Origin of the sequence: Aureivirga sp. CE67 (genome assembly GCF_015767245.1) — a bacterium.
In the GTDB taxonomy this organism is placed as follows: Bacteria; Bacteroidota; Bacteroidia; order Flavobacteriales; family Flavobacteriaceae; genus Aureivirga.
This window is the reverse complement of sequence record NZ_JADOTV010000007.1, coordinates 132,966-158,195: the sequence shown is the minus strand read 5'-3', so window position 1 is coordinate 158,195 and position 25,230 is coordinate 132,966. Positions and strand designations below refer to the sequence as shown.

The following is a 25,230-nucleotide window of genomic DNA, read 5'->3' as shown; positions in this document are numbered from 1 at the left end:
ATCAATATTTGGTTTTAGTTTTTTCACTTATCTTTTGTAAAACCCCTCCAATTATAGGAAGATTTTTCTTTTGATTCTCCTGTATCCCTCTTAAAATATTAAACCCTACAATCAATACAAAAAGCACATACATTATATTATTTACATCTAAAATTTTAATAAGAATATCGTATTCCTTTGCTTTAATAAAATAGTCAAAAGAAAAGAAAATGATCCAACTTGCCGTAAAATAAATTACGACAGAAAAAAACAGAAAACTGTAACGCATCAAAAAAGTATCTAGATAAGATTTATAAATCAATCTAGAAAATACGATAATTATATAAGCATAAGTAATTGATATTTCATAAGGATTAATTGTGTGAAGATCTTCAGGATTAAAAGAAAAATATAAAATCAATGATAAATTTACGACTAAAACAGTAAGAAGATTAAACTTTTTTTCTTTTTCCTTTTTAATAAATTGGTTTGCTAAAAGAATCAAAATAAAAAACTGAAACCCACTTTGAAAATGAGTAACAATTAGATTATTATCTGTCAACTCCCCTACTATTATCATTATCGAATTAATAATAAATGTCCCTACAGAATAGGAATATAAACACTTATCTATCTTAGAAAAATATTTATACTTAAAAGGTAATGTAACCGTGTAAATACCTAGTATGATAATTGGTAATTTGGACAAAAAATGACCCATCTCTATATATAAAAACTGTGATTCTTTAAAGGAATCACAGTTGTATTTTTATTCTAATTAATATTATTTCAAAGCTGTTTTGGACTTTCTATACATAAAATAGAAACCAACCAAAATCATCGGAATACTAAGCCATTGCCCAGTATTTAAAGCCCATTCTGATCTTCCTTCCACTTGCGCTTCTTTGAAGAATTCTACAATCAAACGAACAGTCCATAATAACACCATAAACAATCCGAAAAGATATCCAATCTTCTCTTTCTTGTTCGTCTTCCAGTATGTGAACCATAATACAATGAAAACGATAATATATCCGAAAGCTTCATATAACTGCGCTGGGTGTCTTGGCACCGTTCCTTCCGGAATTTGTACGAAATAAACTCCAAAATCAGAATTTGTAGGTTTCCCGATAATCTCTGAATTCATAAAGTTTCCAATTCTTACAAAAACACCTCCAATAGCAACAGGAATCACCACTCTGTCCAAAATATAAAGCATTGGTTTGTGCAATACACGTTTGCTATACAAATACATCGCAATAATAATTCCTATCGCAGCTCCGTGACTTGCAAGTCCTCTAAATCCTGTAAACTCAAAGTTTGGCGAAAAACGGAAAGGTAAAATCACTTCCAAAGGTTTTTCAATCAACGTTTGTGGTTCATAAAATAAAAAGTGTCCAAATCTTGCTCCTAATAAAGTCGCAATCACTGTGTAGATAAAAAGTGAATCTAATTTTTCTAAAGGAATTTTATCGTTTTTATAGATTTTTTTCATCAAGAATAATCCCAATGAAAATGCTACTACAAACATCAAACTGTAGAAGCGAAGTGTAAAAAATCCTAAATTGATTCCCAAAGAAGGATCCCATTGTATAGCTAAAAATGTCATTTTAATCGTTTTCGTAAATATATAAAGTTATTTCTCTTTTTTCATCTCTTTTTTATGAAAATCTTTCGATTCTGGTACCGGATCGTAACCACTTCCACCCCAAGGTCCACAGCTCAAAATCCTTTTAATTGCCAAATATCCTCCTTTCCAAAGTCCGTGTTTTTGCAAAGCTTCCACCGTATAATGCGAGCAAGTTGGCGAATATCTGCAAGTAGCTGGCGTATAAGGCGAAATTGCAACTTGATAAAACCGAACTAGCAAAATAAAAGGAAAAGCAATAATTCTCTGAAAAGTTTTCATTTGAAATTTAATTTATTTGGGCAAAACCCTAACGGGTCGGGCTTTCCGTTACAAGTCCGCGCTATTTTTGCAAGTTTTTCTAAGCTGTACGTGGGCTTCCTTTGGTCGCCTCCGCCAACTAAGAAAAACTAACAAAAATACCTTACGGGCTTTTCTCTACAATCCCTTTTGCATTTCAATTTTCGTTCAAAACACAAACTCTATTAGATATTATCTTGATTCCTTTTTAAATATACAATTTATCAAATTCCCCTCTTGAGAGGGGCTAGGGGTGTGTTTTAATTAAACTAAAATTACCCCATAAAATATCTAACTTATTAGTATTTATCCAAAAAATAGAAAAAAGGATTTAATTTATTGTGAAACTAGTTCCTTCTTTACCGTCTTTCAGTTGAATTCCTAAAGCAAGTAATTCATCTCGAATTTGGTCAGAAAGAGCCCAGTCTTTGTTATCTCTAGCTTCTTTTCGAAGTTTAATCAACAATTCCACTACTCCACCGATTTTATCTTCATCATTTGATCCTTCAGCAGTTCCGTTTTTCAATCCTAAAACATCAAAAACAAACGCATGAAGTGTCGCTTTAAATAAATCAAAATCTTCTTGTGTTAAAGATGCATTTCCATCTTTCATCAAGTTGATTTGTTTTACAGCTTCAAATAAATAAGAAATCAAAATTGGACTATTGAAATCGTCATTCATCGCATCATAACATTTCGTTCTCCATTCTTTCACATCAAAGTTTGAAGAATTTCCAGCTTCTAATTTTTCTAAAGTATCTAAAGCTTCAAAAAGTTTTTGATATCCTTTTTCAGCAGCTTCTAAAGCATCGTTAGAAAAATCTAAAATAGAACGATAATGTGCTTGTAACATGAAGAAACGAACTACATTTGGAGCAAAAGCTTTACTCAAAATATCATTTTCTCCAGTGAAAATTTCATCTGGTAAAATGTTATTTCCGGTAGATTTTGACATTTTTTGGCTGTTCATAGTCAACATATTTGCATGTAACCAGTAATTTACTGGATCTGAACCATTACAAGCTTTCGATTGTGCAATCTCACATTCGTGGTGCGGGAATTTTAAATCCATTCCTCCTCCATGAATATCAAAAGTTTCTCCAAGATATTTTGTACTCATCGCAGAACATTCTAAGTGCCATCCTGGGAATCCGTCTCCCCAAGGAGAAGGCCAACGCATGATATGTTCTGGTGAAGCTTTCTTCCAAAGTGCAAAATCTTGTGGATTTCTTTTATCCGATTGTCCGTCTAATTGTCTTGTATTTTCTACCGTATCTTCCATATTTCTTCCAGAAAGAATACCATAGTTTTCTGATTCATTATATTTCATCACATCAAAGTACACAGAACCGTTTACCTCATAAGCTAAACCTTTTTCTAAAATTTCTTTGATGATTTCAATTTGCTCAACAATATGCCCTGTTGCAGTTGGCTCAATACTCGGTGGAAGATTATTGAATTTTCTTAAAATATCATGAAAATCTAAAGTATATCTCTGAACAACTTCCATTGGTTCTAATTGTTCTAAACGAGCTTTTTTAGAAATTTTATCTTCTCCAGTATCTCCATCATTTTCTAAATGCCCTGCATCCGTGATGTTTCTTACATAGCGAACTTTGTATCCTAAATGTTTGAAATATCTAAATATTAAATCAAAAGACATAAAAGTTCTTACGTTTCCAAGGTGTACATTACTGTAAACTGTTGGTCCACAAACATACATTCCAATATTCCCTTCCACGATTGGTGTAAAAACTTCTTTACTCTTAGACAAAGAGTTATAAATCTTAATTTGATTTTCTTTATATAATTCCATTTTTCGTACCTAATTTAAGCTGTAAAGATAGGAGTTTTTATTAAAATTTTATACAAATAAAAAAAGCTTCATTGTTAAATTAACAATAAAGCTTTTTACAATTTTATGAATAAATATGTATAATCAACTTATAATTTTATCTTCAAACTTTCATTTCCGTTTTCTGATAAAACATTTACGATATAAACTCCTGTATTCAATGTATTTGGAACAGGAATTCTATATTCTGTTGCTTTTTCTTTTATTGGAGAAGAAACAACTCTTTGACCAAGTAAATTATAAATCTGAACTTCTTTTAATTCTTTATTTGACTTAATCACTACTTCTTTTGAGTCATAAGCATAGAAAATTGTTGATTTTTCTTCCAATTCATCATCTACTCCAAGATTTTCTGTAGGCTTGAATATAATTCTAAATCTATTCTCATATACTCCTTCGTCTAAAATATATTCAAAAGGCTCTTCAGTCAGTTCATAAGACATTTGTGTTTCCATATCTTTAATGAAAACTTTTGCGTCAATATTTGATTTTTCATCTAAGATAAATTGCGCAACTCCGTCTTTTTCAACTCGAACAACTAAAGGTAATTCTTGATCTAAATTAAATTCTGAAACTCCAGCAATTACATAATTCTTTTCATTTCCATCAAAATTCCAATAGAAATCTGTTGGTTGCATGTCAATGATTTCACTATCAAATCCATTTTCATGAGAAGTTGTAAGACCATTTTTAAATCCAATTGCAATCTGACGCATTGCTAAATCAGCATTTTCCGTAAAATGACCTAAACTTAATTTCAGCATTCCTAATTCTGAAGATTCATTATTAGAATTACGTAACAATGTTGTATCATCACTACTTTCTGTTTTATAAATTCTTTGACTATTATCAAAAGTAATTGTTCCTCCTGTTGCAGAACCTTTTACAAAGAATCCTTGTCCTACTGGTAAATATTGCTTTGGTGTTTTAGCTCCATCTAATTCCTCACCAGTAGAAAGATGTGTTGCTTTTACACCTGTTATTAGGTTTAAAGTTGCAAAACCTCCAGTATATTGCTCTAAAGTATGTCCTGTAGCAGAAACATGGTCCCATAAATATAAAGTTCCGTTTATTGCACTTGCATTATCATTTATAAATTTATGTGCATCTAAAGCTGATGGATATGGATTTCCTAATAAACTTTCATTATTTGAAGAAATCGAAGTTGTATAAGTTCCATCATTTGGTCTTCCAATAAAAACATAAGTTTCATCTCTTCCTGTTCCTTTAATTGAAAAACCTTCTCCAGCTTTCACTTTTACTGCTTCATCTCTAACAAATTGCCAATCATGATACGTAGAACCATTTATAAATTTCCAAAACCAATAATTACTTAATACCAATGGACTCGCACTTGCTCCGTGTGGACTTGAATCATAAGCATAATCTACATGAACAGAAACTGCAGTTACTCCTTCATAAGAACTTGTTGTTTCATCATAATCACCACCTGTATGAATTACATCTATTACATCATGTGCATCAGATCCAGGAACAGACACTGGTGAAGATAAATATTGAATTGTAAATTTAGTTGGGTGTTCAGATTCTCTTTGACGGTATAAATTTCCATTCCCTGAAACTTTAGATGTTCCAGAGTGTTTTTGAATAATCTGTGCATCTCCGATCAAACGAATATCTCCATTTAATTTAATTTCATCTTCAACATAAAGAGCAACTCCATTTTCTACAACCAAAGTATTTCCTGCTTTAATTTCTAATTCTTTTACCGTAGCATCTTCTGAAAGAGTTGCATGTGTACCAGAAGCTACTTGATTATCCACGGTCATTTTCATACAACCATCTGCCATTGAAGGTGAATAATCAGGATTTGAACCATTATAATAACTAGCTCCATCCCAACTGATTTCAAAAGCATATTCTATGGTGAAATAATCTTTATCATTAAAGTTTACATTATCTACAGTATAAACTCCATTTTCTAAAGTCAAATCATAAACTTGTACATTTGAAGTAAAATTTGAAGTATTTGAAACTAATAATTTAAATTCTGTACAATCATAAGAATCATAATTTACTTCTGAAAGATCAAAAGAAACAGTAACAGAACCGACATTTGCTTGTTTATCAGCTCTCCATTTAGCATTTAACATATGATTATGTTCTCCGTTTTGTTCAAATCCTAAAGTATTCAGATCTCTAGTATCTGATCCCCAAAATAAAAACTGATTTTGATTTCCAGTTGAAGAAATACTACTTGGGTTTTTTATTTCTACAATTCCAGTACCTCTAGATTGTAAATGTGTAGAACCATTTGAAGCTCTTCCAATTCCTGCAACATGATGATCAAAATTTCCATTACCACTATTATCCATTTTGTAGAAATTATTAGAATTTAATGGTAATCTATATTTTGCAGAAAGATAATTTTCAATAATAATTCTCTCTGCTAAATTAATCGCTCTATCAAAAGTGATAATCTCAGCAATATTTCCTTTCATAGATCTATAATGATATCTGTCTGCTCCAACAAAATATTTATGATGGCTATATGTTGGCCCTCCCCAATAATTACTGTAGTTCGTATAATTTTCCATATTACTTTGAAAAACTCTTGAATGCAACTCATAATTATTTGGTCTAGCATGACTACCTCCATTACCAATATCAATTCCCGCAACGTAATTATCTCCATTCCTCACTTGAGAAGGAGTATAAGAACTATGAAAAATCCTTGTATTATTTTCATATCCATGACCAAAACCATGAACATTTTTATAATTTGTAAAAGGACTCACCCAACTTTTTGTTGATTGATCTTTATAAACGATAAACATTGATCTTGGATTCAATATTTCAGCGAAAGTCATAAAATCATTACTTCCATCAAAATATAAAGTAGGATAACCGTTTAAGCTATTTGTTTTGTATTTTGGTCTATAATATCCATCAGCTCTTGATTTAATATTTCTACCTGAAACATCTCTCCAAAGCGAAACTTCGTTATTGTTAGATGAAGAATTATTTCCATTCACATCATTAAACACAGAACGATTCGCATCTAACCAAAGAGTTAAATCACTACTACCATTTGTAGTCTCAACTCCTCCAGGGCCGCGTTGAGCATTTGAAAAATTATAAGCAAAAAGAAACAATAAAAGTATTAATTTCCTCATGTACGATTTCATTTTATAGTTAGTATTAATTGATATTCTTTATATATTAATCGTAATTTTCTTAAAATAATTACATAAAAACCAATAAATTTCAAGAAAAAGAACTGTTTTAAAAACAGTGGTTTAAATTTCAATTGTATAATATGAGGCAAATATAATAAAAATGTTAAAATTAAGCTTTAACTTATTGTTTATTTAATACTTATAAGTTAAAAAGCATTTTTTTACATATCTTATCTTAATTTTAACCTAAAAACCTAACAAACTAAAAAACAGTATTTTAAAAATAAAATTATATTATCAAAATACTGTTTTAAGAATAGTTCTAAACTATTTAAACCAAATATGTTTATTTTAAATCTTAATTTTTAAGGATTCATCTCCTTTTTCTGAACTTAATTTAACGATATAAACGCCTTCAGAGATAGTTTCAGAAACTTTAATTCTATAGTTATTTTGTTTCATAGAAATTTCTTTAGTAAAAATTCTTTGACCTAATAAATTATAAAGTTCAACTTTGTCAATATTTTTATTTGATTTAATAATTATTTCATTCGTATCATTAGAAAAATATAATTGAGATTTTTCAACGACACCCTCTTCAACACCAAGATTTTCTGAAGGTTTAAACACTATTTTAAATCTATTTTCATAAACACCTTCTTCTAAAAAATATTCAAAACGCTGATCAGTCAATTCATAAGACATATGAGTTTCTGTATCTTTGATAAAAACTTTTGCATCAATATTTATTTTTTCATCTAAAACAAACTCCATAACCTCATCATTTTCAACCTTAACAACCAAAGGTAGTTCTTGATCTAAATTAAACTCTGAAACTCCAGCAATCACATAATCTTTTTCATTCCCCTCGAAGTTCCAGTAGAAATCTGTTGGTTGCATGTCAATGATTTCACTATCAAAACCATTTTCATGAGAAGTTGTAAGGCCATTTTTAAACCCAACTGCAATTTGTCTAAAACCGAGACTACCAGACTCTAACTTATGCCCCATAGAAACTTTTAATATTCCTAATTCATTTGAATTTCTTAATAAAATAGTTTCATCCGAATTATCTCCTTCTAATTTATAAACTCGTTGTGAGTTATCAAAAGTTATTGTTCCTCCTGTAGAAGATCCTTTTACAAAAAATCCTTGTCCTATTGGTAAGTATTGTTTAGGGGTCTTACCACCAACTAATTCCACTCCAGTATTAATATGATTTGCTTTTACTCCTGTTATCAAGTTTAAGGAAGCAAAACCACCATCATAATATTCTTTATCATGATTTATGGCACTCACATGATCCCAAAAATAAAGTGTTCCATTAATTGCACTTAAATTATCGTTTATAAATTTATGAGCATCAAATGCTGAAGGATAAGGATTTCCTAATAGACTTTCATTATTTGAAGATATAGATGTTACGTAAGTTCCATCATTTGGACTACCTATAAAAACATATGTTTCGTCTCTCCCTGTCCCTTTGATAGAAAAACCTTCTCCTGTTTTCACTTTCACCCCTGGATCTCTAACGAATTTCCAATCTTCATAAGTAGCACCATCAATAAATTTCCACATCCAATAATCACTCAATTGTAAAGGATATGTATTTGCATCATGAGGATTTTGTACATAATTATAATCTGGATGCGATGAAGTAGCTGTTATACCTTGGTATCCATTGTAAAGAGTTTCATCATAAACTCCACCTGTATGAAGAATATCAAATACATCATGAGAATCTGAACCAACTACAGATACTGGAGAACATAAATACTGCACAGTAAATTTGGTAGGATGTTCTGATTTTCTTTGACGATATAATTTCCCTGTACCTGATACTTTAGATGTTCCTGTATGTGATTGAATGATTTGAGCATCACCAATTAGTCGAATATCTCCATCTAATTTTAATTCATTTTCAATATATAGTACCACACCATCTTTTAACACTAAAGTATTTCCAGCTTTGACATTTAAATCTTTAACTGTTCCATTAAAAGATAAAGTTGCTATCATTCCATCAACATTCTGAGAATCTACCAACATATCCATACAAGCATCAGACATAGCAGGTGATTCGTCTACACTTGCACCATGAAAAAAGGCATCTCCATCCCAAACAATTTGATCTACATATTCTATCGTAAAATAATCTTCATCATTAATTTGCACATCTTTAGCTTGAAATGTTGCTATATCAGCGTTAATAACGTTTAAAGCATATGATGTTTTATTAGAAAAATCAGCGTTTGGACTTACAATCAATCGTATCTTACATGGATCAAAATCACTCATTGAATTTAACTCTGAAGAATTATTGACAATTTTTTTTACAGCTTCAAAAAGTCTAATATTTATTGTTGTTAAACCAATTTCTCCTATTTCATTTGCTCTCCAAATTTGACTCAGTAATTTTGAATTAGTATCATAACTGAAATTAAAACTTAAATCAAGGCTTTTTTCATTTGTTCCAAAAATAAAATATTCACCCAAACCAAGATCTGAAGGCTCCCTAACATTTAAAATACCCGTACCTCTTGCTTTATTTTGCACATTCATACCTCTACCTAAACCTGCAACATGAAAATCAAAATTTCCTTGTTGCGGATCATCCATCGTATAAATATCATTTTCTAAAAGTGGAATATCATATTTAGCAGACAAATAATTTTCAATAATTATTCTTTGAAAATTTTCTAATCCTTGATTTAAAACAATTACTTCTGCAATGTCTCCTGAATAAGCCCTATTTCCATGTCCACTCAACTTAAAATATCCACCAAGATATAAATCACGAGAACCACTTGAAGGATATAAACCACTTCTTTCTTGATACACTATATGCCAAGAATTATTAAATAAACCTCCTGATTTTCCATTTACATAGGATCTACTATTCGTATCAGAGTTTGCCCATGAATCATCATTTGCTCCTGCTGTCCAAGAACCTGTTGTTGGCCAATTTGATTGCCAAGTATTATTAACACCTGATGGCCTTCGTATTCCTTTATCTGCATCTAAACCAACAACGCCCTCAAAAGTATTATTTGCTTTAGGATTACATACTACAATTAAAGTTTGCGCTTGAATTCCATTTGTAGATTTCATTCTTCTCGAATAATTAGCCATAGAAACCACAGGATAAGTATTTTGAGAATCTGATGTATTATACACCCCATTACCAGCAATATAAGTATCTGAAGAATTAGCTTGTCTAAAAAGATTATTGTTTTGAAAACTTCGATCTCCCCAATACATTACTTCATCGTTGTTATTAGGAATCGTAGTTTCAGAAGAATTTATATAGATATCATCTGGAGTATACCAACCTATTAAACCAGAAGTATTATTATTAATATGACCAATACCACCTGGGCCTGTCTGAGCATTTAATTTAAATAAGGATAATAATGAAATTATCAAAAAGCAATTAATTTTATTCATTGTGAGGACATTATATAATTTAGCAAAGCAAATATAATAAGTATATTTTTGTGACAAAAAATTAACAATTGAGTTTTATTATTAATGCATAAAAAATCCTTATTTACCATTATTTAAATAGTATTTATACGTACTCTCAATAAAATTGATAAACATAAAACAATGTATATTCTACTTATTAAAGCTTTTTGTTCTTTCCTTAATTAAATTTATCTTTGCAGCTCAAAATAGAATCCATGAGTTTTTTAGAAGAAATAAAGAAAAGACGAACTTTCGGTATCATTTCACACCCTGATGCAGGAAAGACAACATTAACAGAAAAATTACTACTGTTTGGAGGAGCAATTCAAGAAGCTGGTGCCGTAAAGAATAATAAAATCAAAAAAGGTGCTACTTCTGACTTCATGGAAATCGAGCGTCAGCGTGGAATTTCGGTTGCTACTTCTGTACTTGCATTTAATTATAAAGGACAAAAAATTAATATTCTAGATACACCTGGTCACAAGGATTTCGCAGAGGATACTTTCCGAACTTTGACAGCTGTAGATAGTGTAATTGTTGTAATTGATGTTGCAAAAGGGGTTGAGGAACAAACGGAAAAATTAGTTCAAGTTTGTCGTATGCGTAAAATCCCGATGATTGTTTTCATCAACAAATTAGACCGTGAAGGTAAAGACGCATTTGATCTTCTAGATGAAGTTGAACAAAAACTTGGATTGAGAGTAACTCCTTTAAGTTTCCCTATTGGAATGGGATATGATTTTAAAGGAATCTATAATATTTGGGAGAAAAAAATCAATGTTTTCTCTTCTGAAAATAAACAAACAGTTTCTGAAGGAGTTGAGTTTACAGATATCAACGTTCCAGAACTAGATGAAAAAGTTGGAGAAACTGCTGCTGAAACTTTAAGAGAAGAATTGGAATTAGTAAGTGAGGTTTATCCTGAATTCAACAATGAAGAATATTACAACGGAGATTTACAACCTGTTTTCTTCGGTTCAGCTTTAAATAATTTTGGAGTAAAAGAACTTTTAGATTGTTTCGTTGAAATTGCACCTGTTCCTCAACCAAAAGAAGCGGAAGAAAGAACTGTGGAAGCAACCGAAGAAAAAATGACTGGTTTTGTGTTTAAAATCCACGCAAACATGGATCCAAAACACCGTGACCGTCTTGCTTTCGTTAAGATTGTTTCTGGAACTTTCAAAAGAAACACTCCTTATTTACATGTAAGAAATGGGAAAAAATTAAAATTCTCTAGCCCGAATGCTTTCTTCGCTGAGAAAAAAGAAATCGTAGAAGAATCTTTCCCTGGAGATATTGTTGGTTTACATGATACTGGAAACTTCAAAATTGGAGATACACTTACGGAAGGTGAAAAAATCAATTATAAAGGAATTCCTAGTTTCTCACCAGAACACTTTAGATATATCAACAATGCAGATCCATTAAAATCAAAACAATTATATAAAGGTATTGATCAGTTAATGGATGAAGGAGTTGCACAGTTATTTACTTTAGAACTAAACGGACGAAGAGTAATCGGAACTGTAGGAGCACTTCAGTATGAGGTAATTCAATATCGTTTAGAGCACGAATATGGTGCAAAATGTACTTATGAAAATTTACCTGTACACAAAGCTTGTTGGGTAGAAGCGGAAGATGAGAAAAGTGATGAATTCAAAGATTTCAAACGTACAAAACAACGTTATTTAGCAAAAGATAAACACGGACAATTGGTATTCTTAGCAGATTCTGCTTTTACTATCCAAATGACACAAACTAAATATCCTAATGTAAAATTACACTTCACTAGTGAATTCAAATAGAGATATTTCATAAAAATTTAACTTTAAAAACCACTTTCATACAAATTTGAAAGTGGTTTTTTTATTAATTTTAATCTTACAAAATCCTAAGAATATGTTTGTAGCTATTAATTATATTACTTGTCATGAAGATTATAAAGAACGTTTTCGTGATTTATTCGACACAAGAGCAAGAGAAATAGATAAAATGCCAGGTTTTGTTTCTATGAATGTTTTAGAACCAACAGATGGTAAAAGTGACTTTCTTGTTATAAGTTATTGGGAATCTGAAAATAATTTTAAAAACTGGACACATTCAGAAGCTTTTATTGAAGGTCATAAACGAGGGTTTGCAGATATCGAAAAAGCTAAAAAAGAAGGTAAAGAACCTCCTATGAAATCTAGTTTTAAAACATATGAAGTTATTGCTGATTAAAAATAAAAAAGCTACCTCAAAGATGAGGTAGCTTCTTAAATCAACATACTTAAATGTACTTATCAAAAATTATTTCTTAATTACTCTGTGAGAAGCCACAGTTGATTTTGTTGTTAATTTTAAAGTATAAGTTCCATTAGATAAAGTCGAAACATCTAATTTTAATGAAGAACCTAAATTATTAGCTCTTAAAACAACTTGCCCTAAAGTATTGTAAACCTCAACAGAAGAAATTTCTTCATTTGCTGAAATAAAGATTGCATCTTTAATAGGGTTTGGATATACTTTTAATCCTTCAATAGTGTTTTCAGAAACTCCAATCATTGCCGTTGTAAAATTGTAAACTTCTGACCATTCACTCATATTATTTGCATCACACATATCTCTTACGTAAACAGCATATTCAGTATTTGCAATTAAATCTGTTGCTGCATATGACTCTTCACTTACAACCACACCATTATCAGGCATATCCTCTGAAGAAGCTACTACAATTACTTCCCAAGCAAATGCTCCTCCTGTTGTCCATGTAATATCTGCTGATTCTGATGTTATATTTGAAGCTGCTATATTTGTAGGCACATTACAATCTATAATTGTTTCTTCTGCAGTTGTAAAATTATAAACCTCTGTCCAAATACTCATGTTATCTTCAGCACAAATATCTCTTACATAAACTGCATACTCAGTATCTGGAGTTAAATTTAAAGCTGCATATGATTCTACATCTACAACTTCACCATTTTCTGGCATTACATCAGATGAAGCAACAACAATTACTTCCCAAGAAGTTGCTCCTCCTGTTGTCCATGTAATATCTGCTGATTGTGTAGTAATATTAGAAGCTACTACATCTGTAGAAGGAATACAAATATCCACTTGTTCTGTTACTGTAATTGAAATATCATCTACGAATAAATCCCATTGATTTTGATCAGAATAACAATTAAATGCTACAAAGTAAGATCCTGACTGCATCACAGTATACGTTGCAACTCCTTCTTCATAGTCCGTATTTGTTAATTCTGCAGCCCCGTTATTATCCCATAAAACATTAGACTGAGAAGCTGAAGATTTTTCAGTTCCAATCGTAACTTTCATCTTTTCTGGATAAGTCGCATTATAAATCTTATAGTCAAACTTAACCTCGATAACATCTCCAGCAGTTAACATCAATTCTCTTGTATATGCCCAAGCATTTGCTGCATTTGAACCTGAATAGTGATATCTTAAAGACTTATCTCCTTCTGAAGAGTTTCCATTTACTATCTCCCAATTATTTCCTGTACCTTCATTTACAAAATCCCAACAGTTTACTTCTGAATCTTCAAAACTACTTGTAAACGCATTTTCCATATCTACAGTATAAGAGTCACAATCTGTTTGGAAGTTATAAGCTTCAGTCCAAAGACTTTCTCCAGCATCAGCATCACAAACATCTTTAATATAAACACTATAAATTGTAGATGCAGTTAAATTCATTGCACTATATTCTGCATCTGTATCAACAGTTTCGAAATCTGCTACATCTTCTGCTGGTGCATCTAATGAAGCTTCTTGAACGATAATTTTCCATGAAGTAGCTCCTCCTGTTGTCCAAGAAATATCCGCTGATGAAATAGTAATATTTTCTGCAACAATTTCAGTTGAAACTGGACAATTGAATAAAGTTGTAAATGAAAAAGAATTTTGCCATAAACTAACTCCATTCTCTTCTCCACAATTATCTCTTACATAAACTACATATTCTGTATTTTCTTCTAAATCAGTAGCAGCATATTCTGCTGTAGTATCTACAGTTTCAAATTCAGTAGCATCTTCTGCTGGCGCTTCTATAGAAGCTTCTTGAACAATTACTTCCCAAGTTGAAGATCCTCCTGTTGTCCAAGTAATATCCGCTGAATTGTTTGTTACATTTTCAACTGTTACTCCAGTTGGAGCTGGACAGTTAAATAAAGTCGTAAACGAAGAAGAAACTTGCCAAAAACTCACTCCATCTTCTTCCCCACAATTATCTCTTACGTAAACTACATATTCTGTATTTTCTTCTAAATCAGTCAAAGTATTTGCAGCAGTATCAGCAACATCTACAAATCCTGTAGCCTCAGAAGTTGGAGCTTCCATTGAAGCCTCTTGAACTAAAACTTGCCAATTTGAAGCACCTCCTGTTGTCCAAGTAACATCTGCTGAATTATTTGTTACATTTTCAATAACAATATCAGAAGGTTTAAAACAAGTTGGAGCAATATGAACAGAAATATTATCTACATATAAATCCCATTTGTTAGCATCAGAATAACAGTTAAACGCTACATAATATGTTCCTGAAGTCTCAACAGTATAAATAGCTGAACCTTCTTCAAAAGAAGTATTTGTTAATCCATCTCCTCCATTATTATCCCATAAAGTTGTAGTTTGAGAAGCAACAGTTTTTTCAGTTCCAATTGTTACTTTTAATTTTTCAGCATATGATGCACTATAAACTCTATAGTCAAAAGTTACTTGAATTTCATCTCCTGCAGTTAATTCTAATTCTCTAGTATAAGCCCAAACATTTGCTGCGTTTGTTCCATTATATCCGTATCTTAAAGATCTTTCTCCATCTGACACATAAGACGCTGAAGTTGAAAAACTCCAATCATTTCCGGTTCCTTCATTAGTATACTCCCAACAATTTGGTTCGTCTTCTTCAAAACTAGATACATGAGATGATTCGTCATTAATTATTACAGAAGAACATAAAGTTTGAAAAGTAACTACTGAAGACCATAAACTTTTTGAAGTTTCTTCACATACATCTCTTACATACACATTATATAAAGTTGCTGATTCTAAATCAGTCATATTTAATGATGTTGCATCAGCAGTTGTGTAATCCATAACATCATCTGAAGGAGCTTCTAATGAAGCATCTTGTACAATTACTTCCCAAGTAGTTGCCCCACCTGTTGTCCAAGAAATATCTACAGAATTTGTTGTAACATTTTCAGCAACAACATTTGTTGGATAAGGACACGCTTGAGAAATTCCTTCAAAAGTAATATTAGGAACTTTTGCTACAATTCCATTATTAAAACCTGCTGATGGAGGTGTCAATGGATCTGGATTTGTAGCATCATCATAAAAATAAATAGATCTGTTTTCTTCAACTTCTGAAGCATAAAAATCATCTGTAGAACCATTATATCCTGCTAAATTTTCATCAACAGCTACAAAGATATTACTTGTACCATCATAAGTAAAAGCTTCCGTAAAAGTAACTGTCACTGTATTAGTATCTGTATCAATTGAAACTTCTCCAGAAAATTTTTGTAAATCCTCTGTTACAGTAATATAATCAAAACTATCATCAAAAGACGATTTATCTGTATGTCCTATATAAACATCCCAACTATTACTACTAGTAATAGTGATATCTGGTTTTGCATAATATTTAATTGCTGTAATATCTCCTGAAGCATTTATTTCAGAGGCTAAATAAATACTTTGAGAATAAGTATACCCATAATAAGTATTTACAGGTAGTGGTGTACTAACATCTTCTCCATTTCCTATAGATACTTGCGCACTCAGGATGGAAGTTAGCATTAAAAAAAATAGTAAAGTAATTTTCTTCATGTTAAATTTGTTTATTAAGTTTTTATCTGATGGTAAATTATAAATTTTACTAATATTTTTACAGTTTAATTACGATTTCAAATTATTTTTACACATATAATCATTATAAATATTATTTTTTAACTAATTTACATTTAGAATATCTTTTTTTAACACAATATTAAGATTTATTCATTATTTATTAACATTAAAAAAACATATTATGTTAATTTTTAATACTTATCTCAACTTTAAACAAACAAAAACGACAATTACATAATAATTTTAATTATTTTTTAAAACTTTACACAATTAATCATAGCATTATACGTTATACCATATTTCATAAAAAAGCCAGACTTAATAAGTCTGGCTTTAGTAAATTTTAATTAGTATTATTTATTTCTTCTCTTTATAAGAAACAACTAATTCTATCTGATCTAATTTTGCTGAAGTAGTAAACATACCATAATTGATCATTACTTTGTTTTTTTCTATCTTCTCAATCGTTCCACAAGCTCTACTATCAATCAATCGAACTGTATCTTTTACTTTAAAAATGTAAGAAGACTTCTTTTTGGCTTCAATTTTCGCTTGCTCTTTCTTCTCTTCTCGAACAACTTCAATTTTCTGTAAAACTTCCTTCTCTGCTACTTTTAGTTTCTTTTCTTGTTCTTTCTTTTCTTGTTTTACTTTTTTCTTCTCTTGCTTAGGTACAGGCGGATTTTTAGCTACATGTTTTGCTTGCTCCATCGCCATCCATTTCGTAAACTCAGCAATCATGTGCTTTTTGTTTCTAGTCTGGAAGAATTTATTTGCAATATCGTTCACCTTTCTCCCCATATTCAACATCTTCTGGTTGTTGTCATACAACTCTTGGAAGCTCTCCAGTTTACTTTGGATTTTTTGCTGCTTATCTGTCAAACTATCGGTTTGCTCTATGGCTTTCGATTTTTGCTTTTCTAAATGATCAGAAGTTTTCTGAAGCTTCATTCTTTCTTGTTGCAATTTAGATATCGTTTTATCCAAACGAACCTTACTTTTCTCCACACGTTTTTTCGCACGATTAATCAAACTGTAAGGGATACCATTTTTCTGTGCTACTTCAAAAGTAAAAGAACTTCCTGCTTGTCCGATGAATAATTTAAACTTCGGCTGTAAAGTTTTTTCATCAAACTGCATATTTGCATTCGAAACATTTTCCAATTCTCCTGCAAGAACTTTTAAATTCGAATAATGCGTTGTAATAATTCCGTACGCATTTTTCTCATAAAATTCTTCTAAGAAAATTTCTGCCAAAGCTCCACCAAGTTCAGGATCCGAACCTGTTCCAAACTCATCAATTAAAAACAAGGTATTATCATTACATTTTCGTAAGAAATTACGCATATTTTTCAATCGATAACTATACGTCGAAAGTTGGTATTCGATAGATTGATTATCTCCGATATCTGTCAAAATCGTATCAAAAATAGAAACTTCACTTCGTTCGTGTACAGGAATCAAAATTGCACTCTGAAACATCACTTGTAGTAAACCAATAGTTTTCAAAGTAATACTCTTCCCTCCTGCATTTGGCCCAGAAATTACAATAATCTGTTGTTTCTCGTTCAATTCTAAAGTCTGCGAAACTGTTTCAATTCCTTTTTCTTTATTATTCAACATCAGAACTGGATGAAAAGCATCACGAAGATAAATTTTCTTTTCTTTCGAAATCTTTGGCATACAAGCATTGATGATCGTTGCATATTTTGCTTTTGCACTAACCACATCTAACTTTACTAAATATTCTTGATGCTCGATTAAAATCTCTAAAAACGGACGAATCACATTCGTCAATTCTTTCAAAATTCTAATAATCTCTTGTCTTTCTTCAAACAAAAGATTTTGAAGCTCTCTATTTAATTGTTGTGTTTGTTGCGGCGCGATATAAGCAATTCCACCCGATTTCGAGCTTCCCATAAAAGTTCCTTTTACTTTCTTACGATACATCGCTAAAACAGCCAACACGCGTTGATTATCAATCACCGTTTCACGAATATCATCCAAATATCCGTTGTTGATACAACCACTCATTACTTTATTAAAAGAAACCGAAATCTTCCCACGAACCTCTGCAATTCCTCTTCGAATTGTTTTAAGTTGCAGAGAAGCTTTTTCATCAATCTCTCCATAATTAGTAACTACTTTTTCTATCTCTGTAATGATTTCCTTCTCAAAAGAAATCACATCAATTTCTTTTGCTAAAGTCGGATAGTATTCTTTAAATTTTCTAAAAAAACGCAACAGCTCTCGAACTGTCTTCGTATTTGTAGCAATTTTTAAAAACGATTCAGCATCCAAATAACTATTTTCAATTCCTAACAACTGAAACTCCTTAGCCAAATCTTCAAATTCATGATTCGGAATTCTATTCTCATTCACAAAAGAAGATAAATATTCATTTGTTTTGAATAATTCCTCTTTTAGAAAAGGTACTTTTTCAATTGGTTTAATTTCAACTACAGCCGCTTTTCCCAAATCTGTGTTGGCAAATTCTGCTATCTGCGTTAAAACTGTTGAAAATTCTAAATCGTTTAGGGTTTTTTCTGAAATATAACTCATTTCCTTATTCCATCGTTTTTGAAAGAAAGCAAAATTAAATCAATTTTTTGTGTTTTAAAATTTTATTTAAATATTAAGTCAAACTTATATACTATATTAATTCATTTTCAAACTAAACTTCCCGAAACTTCTCAAGATTTAAATAAAAAGCGCTACTATATTTTATACATTGTAGCACACCAGTTAAAAACCCAAACCTGTACTTTTATTAATTTAATGCAGAGATTTGGGTTCAATATTTTTCAATGAATAACACGAAACGTATTTACGCTGATACAGGCTTTTTATAATATTTTTTCTTCAGCCAAAAAGCAATTCGTACTAAAAGAATCAAAGCCGGAACCTCAACTAAAGGTCCGATAACTCCAGTAAAAGCTTGTCCTGAATTTAAACCAAAAACTGCTATTGCTACTGCTATTGCAAGTTCAAAATTATTTCCTGCTGCTGTAAATGATATGGCAACATTTTTATCATAAGGTTGTTTCATCACTTTACTCACAAAGAAACCAATCAAGAACATAACAGTAAAATAGATTAACAATGGAACTGCGATGATTAAAATATCCATTGGAATTTCTACAATCAATTCTCCTTTTAATGAAAACATTATTACAATTGTAAAAAGCAAAGCAATTAAAGTAATTGGAGATATTGTTGGAATATATTTTTTAGTATACCATTCTTCTCCTTTTATTTTCACTAAAAACACTCTTGATAAAATTCCTAATAAAAATGGAATTCCTAGATAAATTGCAACACTTTCTGCAATAGTTCCGATAGATATATCTACAATAGCTCCTTCAAAACCAAATAACGGAGGAAGTTTCGTGATAAATAACCAAGCATAAAAACTATAACCAATCACTTGAAAAATACTATTCAAAGCAACCAATCCTGCTCCATATTCACTACTTCCTTCTGCCAAATCATTCCACACTAAAACCATTGCAATACATCGTGCTAGTCCAATCAAAATCAAACCAATCATATACTCTGGATAATCTTGCAGGAAAATTAATGCTAAAGCAAACATTAAAATTGGTCCTATAATCCAATTTAATAAAAGTGAAATTGTAAGAACTTTTACATTTTTAAACACTTTTGGTAAAAGTGCGTAATTTACTTTTGCAAGCGGTGGATACATCATTAAAATCAAACCTATTGCAATTGGGATGTTTGTTGTTCCATGATTAAAGGAATTGATAAAGTCTGGAAATGTTGGAAAATAAAATCCAATTCCAACTCCAAGTGCCATCGCTACAAAAATCCATAATGTCAGATAGCTATCTAAAAAACCTAGTTTCTTTTTAGTTCCCATTTCTATTTGTTTTGTGAGAATTTATTTTATTATCGCAATATTACGATGTTCTTGTTTAAATTTTTTTAGACCGATTTTAATCTATGTCTAAAAAAATCTTTATTAAACATTATTACAATAAAATTTTAAAAGAGTGTCTTATCTAATTTAAAACACACCCCTAGCCCCTCTCAAGAGGGGAACTTATTAATCTATATGTTTTATCCAAAACCTAATGTGATAATGCCTATTAAAGATAATTTATTTTATTTGAGAAAAAACAAACTTTAACTCTGTTGCTATTTCTAAACTTCTTTCTAAATATTTTTCATCTTGTTGCTCAGTTCCATCAAATAACTTTGGATCTTCATATGTTATAGGAACTCTTTTTTCTGCTCCAGCAATAAAAGGACATCCTCCATCTGCTTGTGAACAAGTCATGATTGCAGCAAAATTTGATTTTGGATTAAATTCGCTGAAATATTCTTTAGAAAAACCAATAATTGGAGCTTCGTTTTGTGCATATTTAAAAGCATAAATTGGATTTTCCCCTTCAGATAAATACATCATTTCAAATCCATTTTTCTGTAAAGTTTCTGCTACTTTAGGAAAAAGAGCTGTAGCTTCTGTTCCTCCAGAATAAGAATATACATTCTTGATTTCATAATAAAAAGAAATTGCTTGTGCCCAAATCTGAGACAAATGACTTCTTCTTGAATTGTGTGTACAAATGAAATTCAAACGAATTGTTTCGTTTTTATCTTTCTTTTCTTGAATGTATTCCACCAAAGGTTGTAAAATCTCTTTTCTTTCATTTGGCACCTCTGAAGTGTTTAAAGAATCAATTAGGTTTTTAATTTCTACATTCATATTAGTTTTCATAATCCTTTGTAATTTCATATCGTAATATTACGATAATTGGTTTTAAAAAAATTGTTTCGGTTTTTATCATCGCAATATTACGATATATTTTTATTCCACAAAAGCAATTTATGATTTTTTAACTTTTCAAAAAAATAAAAACAGTAAGCTGAAACCTCAACTTACTGTTTTATTCAACTTTTAATATAAACTACCAATTTTCATCTATTAAGGTTTAAATAATTCACAAGTCAAAATCAACTTTTTTTATATTATAGAAACGTTTAATGGATTCAATTATCTTTGATTCAATTATTTTGTTTTTTAGAAAAAACAGCAAACCGCAAAAACACAGTTTGCTGTCAAAATTAATATTAGAGTAATTATAATTAGATTCCAGATTTTAGGATAAAGCAATCATTTTTTTATTATTTCAATTTTGATAATTGAAAGAAAATATTCGCTTTTTTTTGTTTTCAAATCAACTTCTTCATCATCTTTAGTCTTTTAAAAAAAACTATTTATTTTTCATAAATTTTGGCAGGAGGTATTAATTATGAACCCAATAAATAGTTTTTTTCTAACCTTAAATAACAATGCGAAATACAATGATTTACATTTTATCTTTAACAATTTTGTTATGGTTCAAACTTATAACAAATTTTGAACTCAGACCAACGTTTATACTCTAATTTTATAAAATACAACCATAAAAAAAATGGTGTTTTTTATATAAATTTATTATACAAAACCCCCGTATTTACTGGTAAAATCAATTAATTTAGAAAAGATAGAATTTTGACAAATTACAGTTTCATTTCCGACCATAATCATCTGTTCTTTCGCCCTCGTCAGAGCCACATTTAGCTTCCTATCGACCGTTTTATCATCGTTATAATTCTCAATTGCTTTCAATTGATACGCTTCATTCACTGTAAATGAATAAATAATTATATCTCTCTGGCTTCCCTGATATCTTTCTACAGTATCCACAGTTATATTTTGATGATTTGGAATTTTTGCTTGTTCTAATTTTTGTTTAATCGTAGCCAGCTGACTTCTGAAAGGTGCGATAATTCCAATTGTTTTTTTCGCATCTATTTCTAAATTATTTTCAGCATAGATTTCATGAATTTTTTGCACAATAGAAACTACATAATCTGCTTCTTTTTCATTTTGTTTTCCAGATTTATTTGAATCATTCTTACAAGAAAAAAACAACATACGTTTTGTTGCCAGATATTTTTCTAATTCTGAGTTTGATTTTGTTTTCAAGTTCAGAGGTAAAACTTGTCTTTGTAAATTCTGTTTTGCTTCTGGTGTTAAAGTTGAAATATGAAATGCTTGATTTAATTTCCCATCATAAAATTCTTTATTTGGAAAAGCAGCTATATCTTCATGCATTCTTCCTTGAAAAGTCAATTGATCATAAGCAAAATCAAAACCATTTTTCTCACAATACAAATACAATCTTTCAAAAAGTGAATTTTTTCGGTTTTGAAGACCGATTTTTTCTAGCAATAAATTATTTGTTTTTGACTGTTCTTCATTTTGCAAAACAATCGCAGGCAGCTGTTTATGATCTCCAATCATGATAAATCTTTCAAATTCTGGTAAAAGTCCAACAATTTGAGGTTCTAAAATCTGTGAAGCTTCATCAATAATTAAGGTATCAAATTTCTTCAACTTAAATAAATCTAACTTTCCAGAAATCGAAGCGACTGTAGAAACATAAATTCGATGTGTTTTTAATTTAGTCTCAATTTCTTCTCGTTTTGTAGCTTTTTCGGTAATATTTTTCAGCAAACTACCTCTAAACTCTTCCTGACACGAAAGCTCATTTCCAATTCTTACAAAAGTATTTTCCTTCTCTCCTACTTCTCTTAGAGCAGTATTTACAGTTTCACAAAGTTCATCCACTGCACGATTTGTATACGCCAATAACAGAATATTAGAATTTGGTTCTTTATAAAAAGCTTCGACCAATTCTTTGATAATTATAGAAGTTTTCCCTGTTCCTGGAGGTCCATTTAACAAAAAATAATCATTGGTATTAATCGCTTTTTTCAAAATTCTATTTTGCTCTACAGACAAATAACTTTTATGAAATTCCTTCGAATTTTCTTGTTCTGGCGGAAGCAAAGTCAATATTTTTCTTCTCTTTTGTGTTCTTTTCTCCACTTTTTGAATAGTATCATCTGTATTTTTATGCAATAACATGTACAGATTTTTATACATATTTTTGAAAGAACTATCCATGGAGTCTTTTTCTAAAGCCCATTTTTTATGAGAATCAAAGAATTTTGTGTTGTGTTGCGTATATCGAAAACCTAAAACTACTTTTTCACTAGAAATTGATTTTACAGTACATTTAAAAATTTGACTGTCTGTTGCAAATTCATTTTCGTTTCTAGGATACAAAATACACATATCTCCTTCTCGGAAATTAGCATATTTATTCTTCGCATTTGTTCTAGTTAAAACTATTTCTTTTTTTGAATTTGCTACATTATTTTCTTCAATTTCTAAATCGTATAAAATCTCAAATTTTGCTTCTTTTTCATCAAAAGAACTCAGCCAAACCGAAGCTAAACCACGATTAGATTCGATATCTGCATTTCCGATTTTGGCCAAATATTGCTCCTTTGCTATAAAACTCACAAACGAATTAAAATAAGCTTTCTCCGTTTCTGAAAGTTTTTCTATTGGCTGCTGAAATTCTCGGATTTGCTCTATTAAAATATCTTTAAATCTTGGATTCAAATTTTTCTTCTGAATCAGATTCTTAGAATTTATTTGTTTAATAATTTTTTCAGGGAAAGTTTCCGCATCATTTGCCAATTTATGTTCATTTACAATAATCTCGTTTCGAAGATTGAAAATTCGTTGCATTACATCCAAAGTTGGTTCTTCAGAGCGAATATTGTTCAAATTTGATTTAGAATATAAAATATAACCATTAATTTTGGTCGAAATTTCATTGAAACGCAATTTATTTAAAACACCAATTATTTGATAATACAAAAACAGCTGCACCACATGATTTCTCTTGATTGTTCTACCGTCATCTGGAAAAGGCGTACTTCCTGATTTTAACTCTACAATTTTTGCATTTTTATCATCTTCCAAATCTAAAATATCCAAACGTCCTTGAATTCCGTATAAATCTGAAAAGAAAGAAGGCTCTAAAGTCACTCGATTTCGATCAATTTCTAATTTTTTAAAATCTTCTTGAATGACTCTTTTTATGGTTGAAAAATGTTTTTTTGCACTTTCATAATATTCTTTAAAATCCTCTCTTTCTTTGATATCTTCACTTGTTGTATATTCAAAAGGATAATTAGTAAAATCTTTATAGAAAATAGTATTAAATTGCTTTTCAGTTCCATTTTCGGTGATTAATTCATCCACAATCAAATTGGCGAAATTTCCCAAACGAATGTGTTTATTATTAGGAACTTCTTCAAATTTTGATTTTAAAAAATGAAGCGCAGAAAAACCATAATCCTGAAAACACTCTGCAATTGCTGAAATATCTAGAAGATAATCTGGTTCTAAAATGATAAATCTTGGAAAATAACTTCCTTCATTATCGATTCGAATATTTACCAAATAAACCTGTGCCCCTTTCCAAAAATCTTTTGTAGAAAAAATCGCATTTGGATATACTTTCACCATTGCTTTTTCTTCAGATTCTTTTTCAATTTCACACCAAAGAAATCCATTTGATTTTTCAATCACAACTGCTCTTATTTTAGACAAAAACTCAGCAGTTTCTTCTCTTTTTGGTTCTCTTTTTATTTCATTTTTTGGTAAAATTTCTTTTAAAGTATCTGGAATTGAAACTTTGAAAACCTCTGCAATAAAATTGGCAAAATAATTAATATGTGAAGAAAATAATTCGTCAGAAGCTTGCTGTTTTCTATTCGTAATTTGTGAAATCGCATAGCGAACCTTACTGATATCTCCTGAAACTTTATATTTTTTGGAAACATAAACCAATTTTGAAAAAAGATTTGAAAATTCTACTGGCTCTTCAAAAAGTAATTGATTACAAATCCTTTCCAACATTTCTTTTAATCGAAAATATTTTGCTCTCGTACTTATCGAATCTTTAATTATTACTTCTAAATGTTTAAAATGTATTTCAGCAAATTGCTTCTGATTTTCTTGTTTCATCTGGTTATTTTATGGAAAGACAAAGTTAAGTAAAAGCATCTTCATTTCTTTCTAAAAAAAGGGTACAAAAAAAGCCACTCTAATTATAAAGTGGCTTTTCAAT

13 protein-coding genes are annotated in these 25,230 nt (G+C 30.3%); 2 read left to right on the top strand and 11 right to left on the bottom strand.

Annotated elements, in window-relative coordinates:
- Window position 1 precedes the first annotated feature (1 nt).
- The 6 genes from I0K12_RS10710 to I0K12_RS10685 all read right to left on the bottom strand — a co-directional run bounded on the left by I0K12_RS10710 (window position 2) and on the right by I0K12_RS10685 (window position 10,348).
- Window positions 2-559, bottom strand: coding sequence for a hypothetical protein (locus tag I0K12_RS10710; protein ID WP_196887895.1), 558 nt, complete (start codon window positions 557-559; stop codon window positions 2-4).
- Window positions 560-763: 204 nt separating this feature from the next.
- A complete protein-coding gene (gene lgt, locus I0K12_RS10705) occupies window positions 764-1,588 on the bottom strand; it encodes a prolipoprotein diacylglyceryl transferase (protein ID WP_196887894.1) in 825 nt (274 codons plus the stop codon).
- 27 nt (window positions 1,589-1,615) lie between these two features.
- Window positions 1,616-1,888 carry a membrane protein insertion efficiency factor YidD gene (yidD, locus tag I0K12_RS10700; RefSeq protein ID WP_196887892.1) on the bottom strand — a complete coding sequence of 91 codons (273 nt, stop codon included), beginning with the start codon at window positions 1,886-1,888 and terminating at the stop codon, window positions 1,616-1,618.
- A 349-nt stretch (window positions 1,889-2,237) separates the two neighbouring features.
- Window positions 2,238-3,722 (bottom strand): cysteine--tRNA ligase, encoded by a 1,485-nt coding sequence (gene cysS, locus I0K12_RS10695; protein ID WP_196887891.1) that lies wholly within the window; start codon window positions 3,720-3,722, stop codon window positions 2,238-2,240.
- Between the two features lie 128 nt (window positions 3,723-3,850).
- Entirely contained in the window at window positions 3,851-6,898 is a 3,048-nt protein-coding gene (locus I0K12_RS10690; RefSeq protein WP_196887890.1) for a T9SS type A sorting domain-containing protein, read from the bottom strand.
- A gap of 354 nt (window positions 6,899-7,252) precedes the next feature.
- Window positions 7,253-10,348, bottom strand: coding sequence for a T9SS type A sorting domain-containing protein (locus I0K12_RS10685; protein WP_196887889.1), 3,096 nt, complete (start codon window positions 10,346-10,348; stop codon window positions 7,253-7,255).
- Between the two features lie 236 nt (window positions 10,349-10,584).
- Here I0K12_RS10685 and I0K12_RS10680 point away from each other — a divergent pair, with 236 nt between their 5' ends.
- Complete coding sequence (locus I0K12_RS10680) at window positions 10,585-12,174, top strand: peptide chain release factor 3 (protein ID WP_196887888.1); 1,590 nt, start codon at window positions 10,585-10,587, stop codon at window positions 12,172-12,174.
- 94 nt (window positions 12,175-12,268) lie between these two features.
- A complete protein-coding gene (locus tag I0K12_RS10675; protein ID WP_196887887.1) occupies window positions 12,269-12,589 on the top strand; it encodes an antibiotic biosynthesis monooxygenase family protein in 321 nt (106 codons plus the stop codon).
- Window positions 12,590-12,658: 69 nt separating this feature from the next.
- Here the strand turns inward: I0K12_RS10675 and I0K12_RS10670 are convergent, their stop codons facing one another.
- The 5 genes from I0K12_RS10670 to I0K12_RS10650 all read right to left on the bottom strand — a co-directional run bounded on the left by I0K12_RS10670 (window position 12,659) and on the right by I0K12_RS10650 (window position 25,127).
- Window positions 12,659-16,207: a fibronectin type III domain-containing protein gene (locus I0K12_RS10670; RefSeq protein ID WP_196887886.1), complete on the bottom strand. Its 3,549-nt coding sequence runs from the start codon at window positions 16,205-16,207 to the stop codon at window positions 12,659-12,661.
- A gap of 378 nt (window positions 16,208-16,585) precedes the next feature.
- On the bottom strand, window positions 16,586-18,790 hold the full coding sequence (locus tag I0K12_RS10665) for an endonuclease MutS2 (RefSeq protein ID WP_196887885.1): 2,205 nt from the start codon (window positions 18,788-18,790) through the stop codon (window positions 16,586-16,588).
- 265 nt (window positions 18,791-19,055) lie between these two features.
- Complete coding sequence (arsB, locus tag I0K12_RS10660; protein WP_196887884.1) at window positions 19,056-20,108, bottom strand: ACR3 family arsenite efflux transporter; 1,053 nt, start codon at window positions 20,106-20,108, stop codon at window positions 19,056-19,058.
- A gap of 240 nt (window positions 20,109-20,348) precedes the next feature.
- Window positions 20,349-20,969 carry a low molecular weight phosphatase family protein gene (locus I0K12_RS10655; RefSeq protein WP_231372742.1) on the bottom strand — a complete coding sequence of 207 codons (621 nt, stop codon included), beginning with the start codon at window positions 20,967-20,969 and terminating at the stop codon, window positions 20,349-20,351.
- 720 nt (window positions 20,970-21,689) lie between these two features.
- Window positions 21,690-25,127, bottom strand: coding sequence for an AAA domain-containing protein (locus I0K12_RS10650; RefSeq protein ID WP_196887882.1), 3,438 nt, complete (start codon window positions 25,125-25,127; stop codon window positions 21,690-21,692).
- Window positions 25,128-25,230 lie beyond the last annotated feature (103 nt).

Bases quoted from the DNA above. Each gene is read 5' to 3' on its own strand.
- I0K12_RS10710 (WP_196887895.1), bottom strand. From the start codon at position 559: ATGATAATAGTAGGGGAGTTGACAGATAATAATCTAATTGTTACTCAT.
- lgt (WP_196887894.1), bottom strand. From the start codon at position 1,588: ATGACATTTTTAGCTATACAATGGGATCCTTCTTTGGGAATCAATTTA.
- yidD (WP_196887892.1), bottom strand. From the start codon at position 1,888: ATGAAAACTTTTCAGAGAATTATTGCTTTTCCTTTTATTTTGCTAGTT.
- cysS (WP_196887891.1), bottom strand. From the start codon at position 3,722: ATGGAATTATATAAAGAAAATCAAATTAAGATTTATAACTCTTTGTCT.
- I0K12_RS10690 (WP_196887890.1), bottom strand. From the start codon at position 6,898: ATGAGGAAATTAATACTTTTATTGTTTCTTTTTGCTTATAATTTTTCA.
- I0K12_RS10685 (WP_196887889.1), bottom strand. From the start codon at position 10,348: ATGAATAAAATTAATTGCTTTTTGATAATTTCATTATTATCCTTATTT.
- I0K12_RS10680 (WP_196887888.1), top strand. From the start codon at position 10,585: ATGAGTTTTTTAGAAGAAATAAAGAAAAGACGAACTTTCGGTATCATT.
- I0K12_RS10675 (WP_196887887.1), top strand. From the start codon at position 12,269: ATGTTTGTAGCTATTAATTATATTACTTGTCATGAAGATTATAAAGAA.
- I0K12_RS10670 (WP_196887886.1), bottom strand. From the start codon at position 16,207: ATGAAGAAAATTACTTTACTATTTTTTTTAATGCTAACTTCCATCCTG.
- I0K12_RS10665 (WP_196887885.1), bottom strand. From the start codon at position 18,790: ATGAGTTATATTTCAGAAAAAACCCTAAACGATTTAGAATTTTCAACA.
- arsB (WP_196887884.1), bottom strand. From the start codon at position 20,108: ATGGGAACTAAAAAGAAACTAGGTTTTTTAGATAGCTATCTGACATTA.
- I0K12_RS10655 (WP_231372742.1), bottom strand. From the start codon at position 20,969: ATGAAAACTAATATGAATGTAGAAATTAAAAACCTAATTGATTCTTTA.
- I0K12_RS10650 (WP_196887882.1), bottom strand. From the start codon at position 25,127: ATGAAACAAGAAAATCAGAAGCAATTTGCTGAAATACATTTTAAACAT.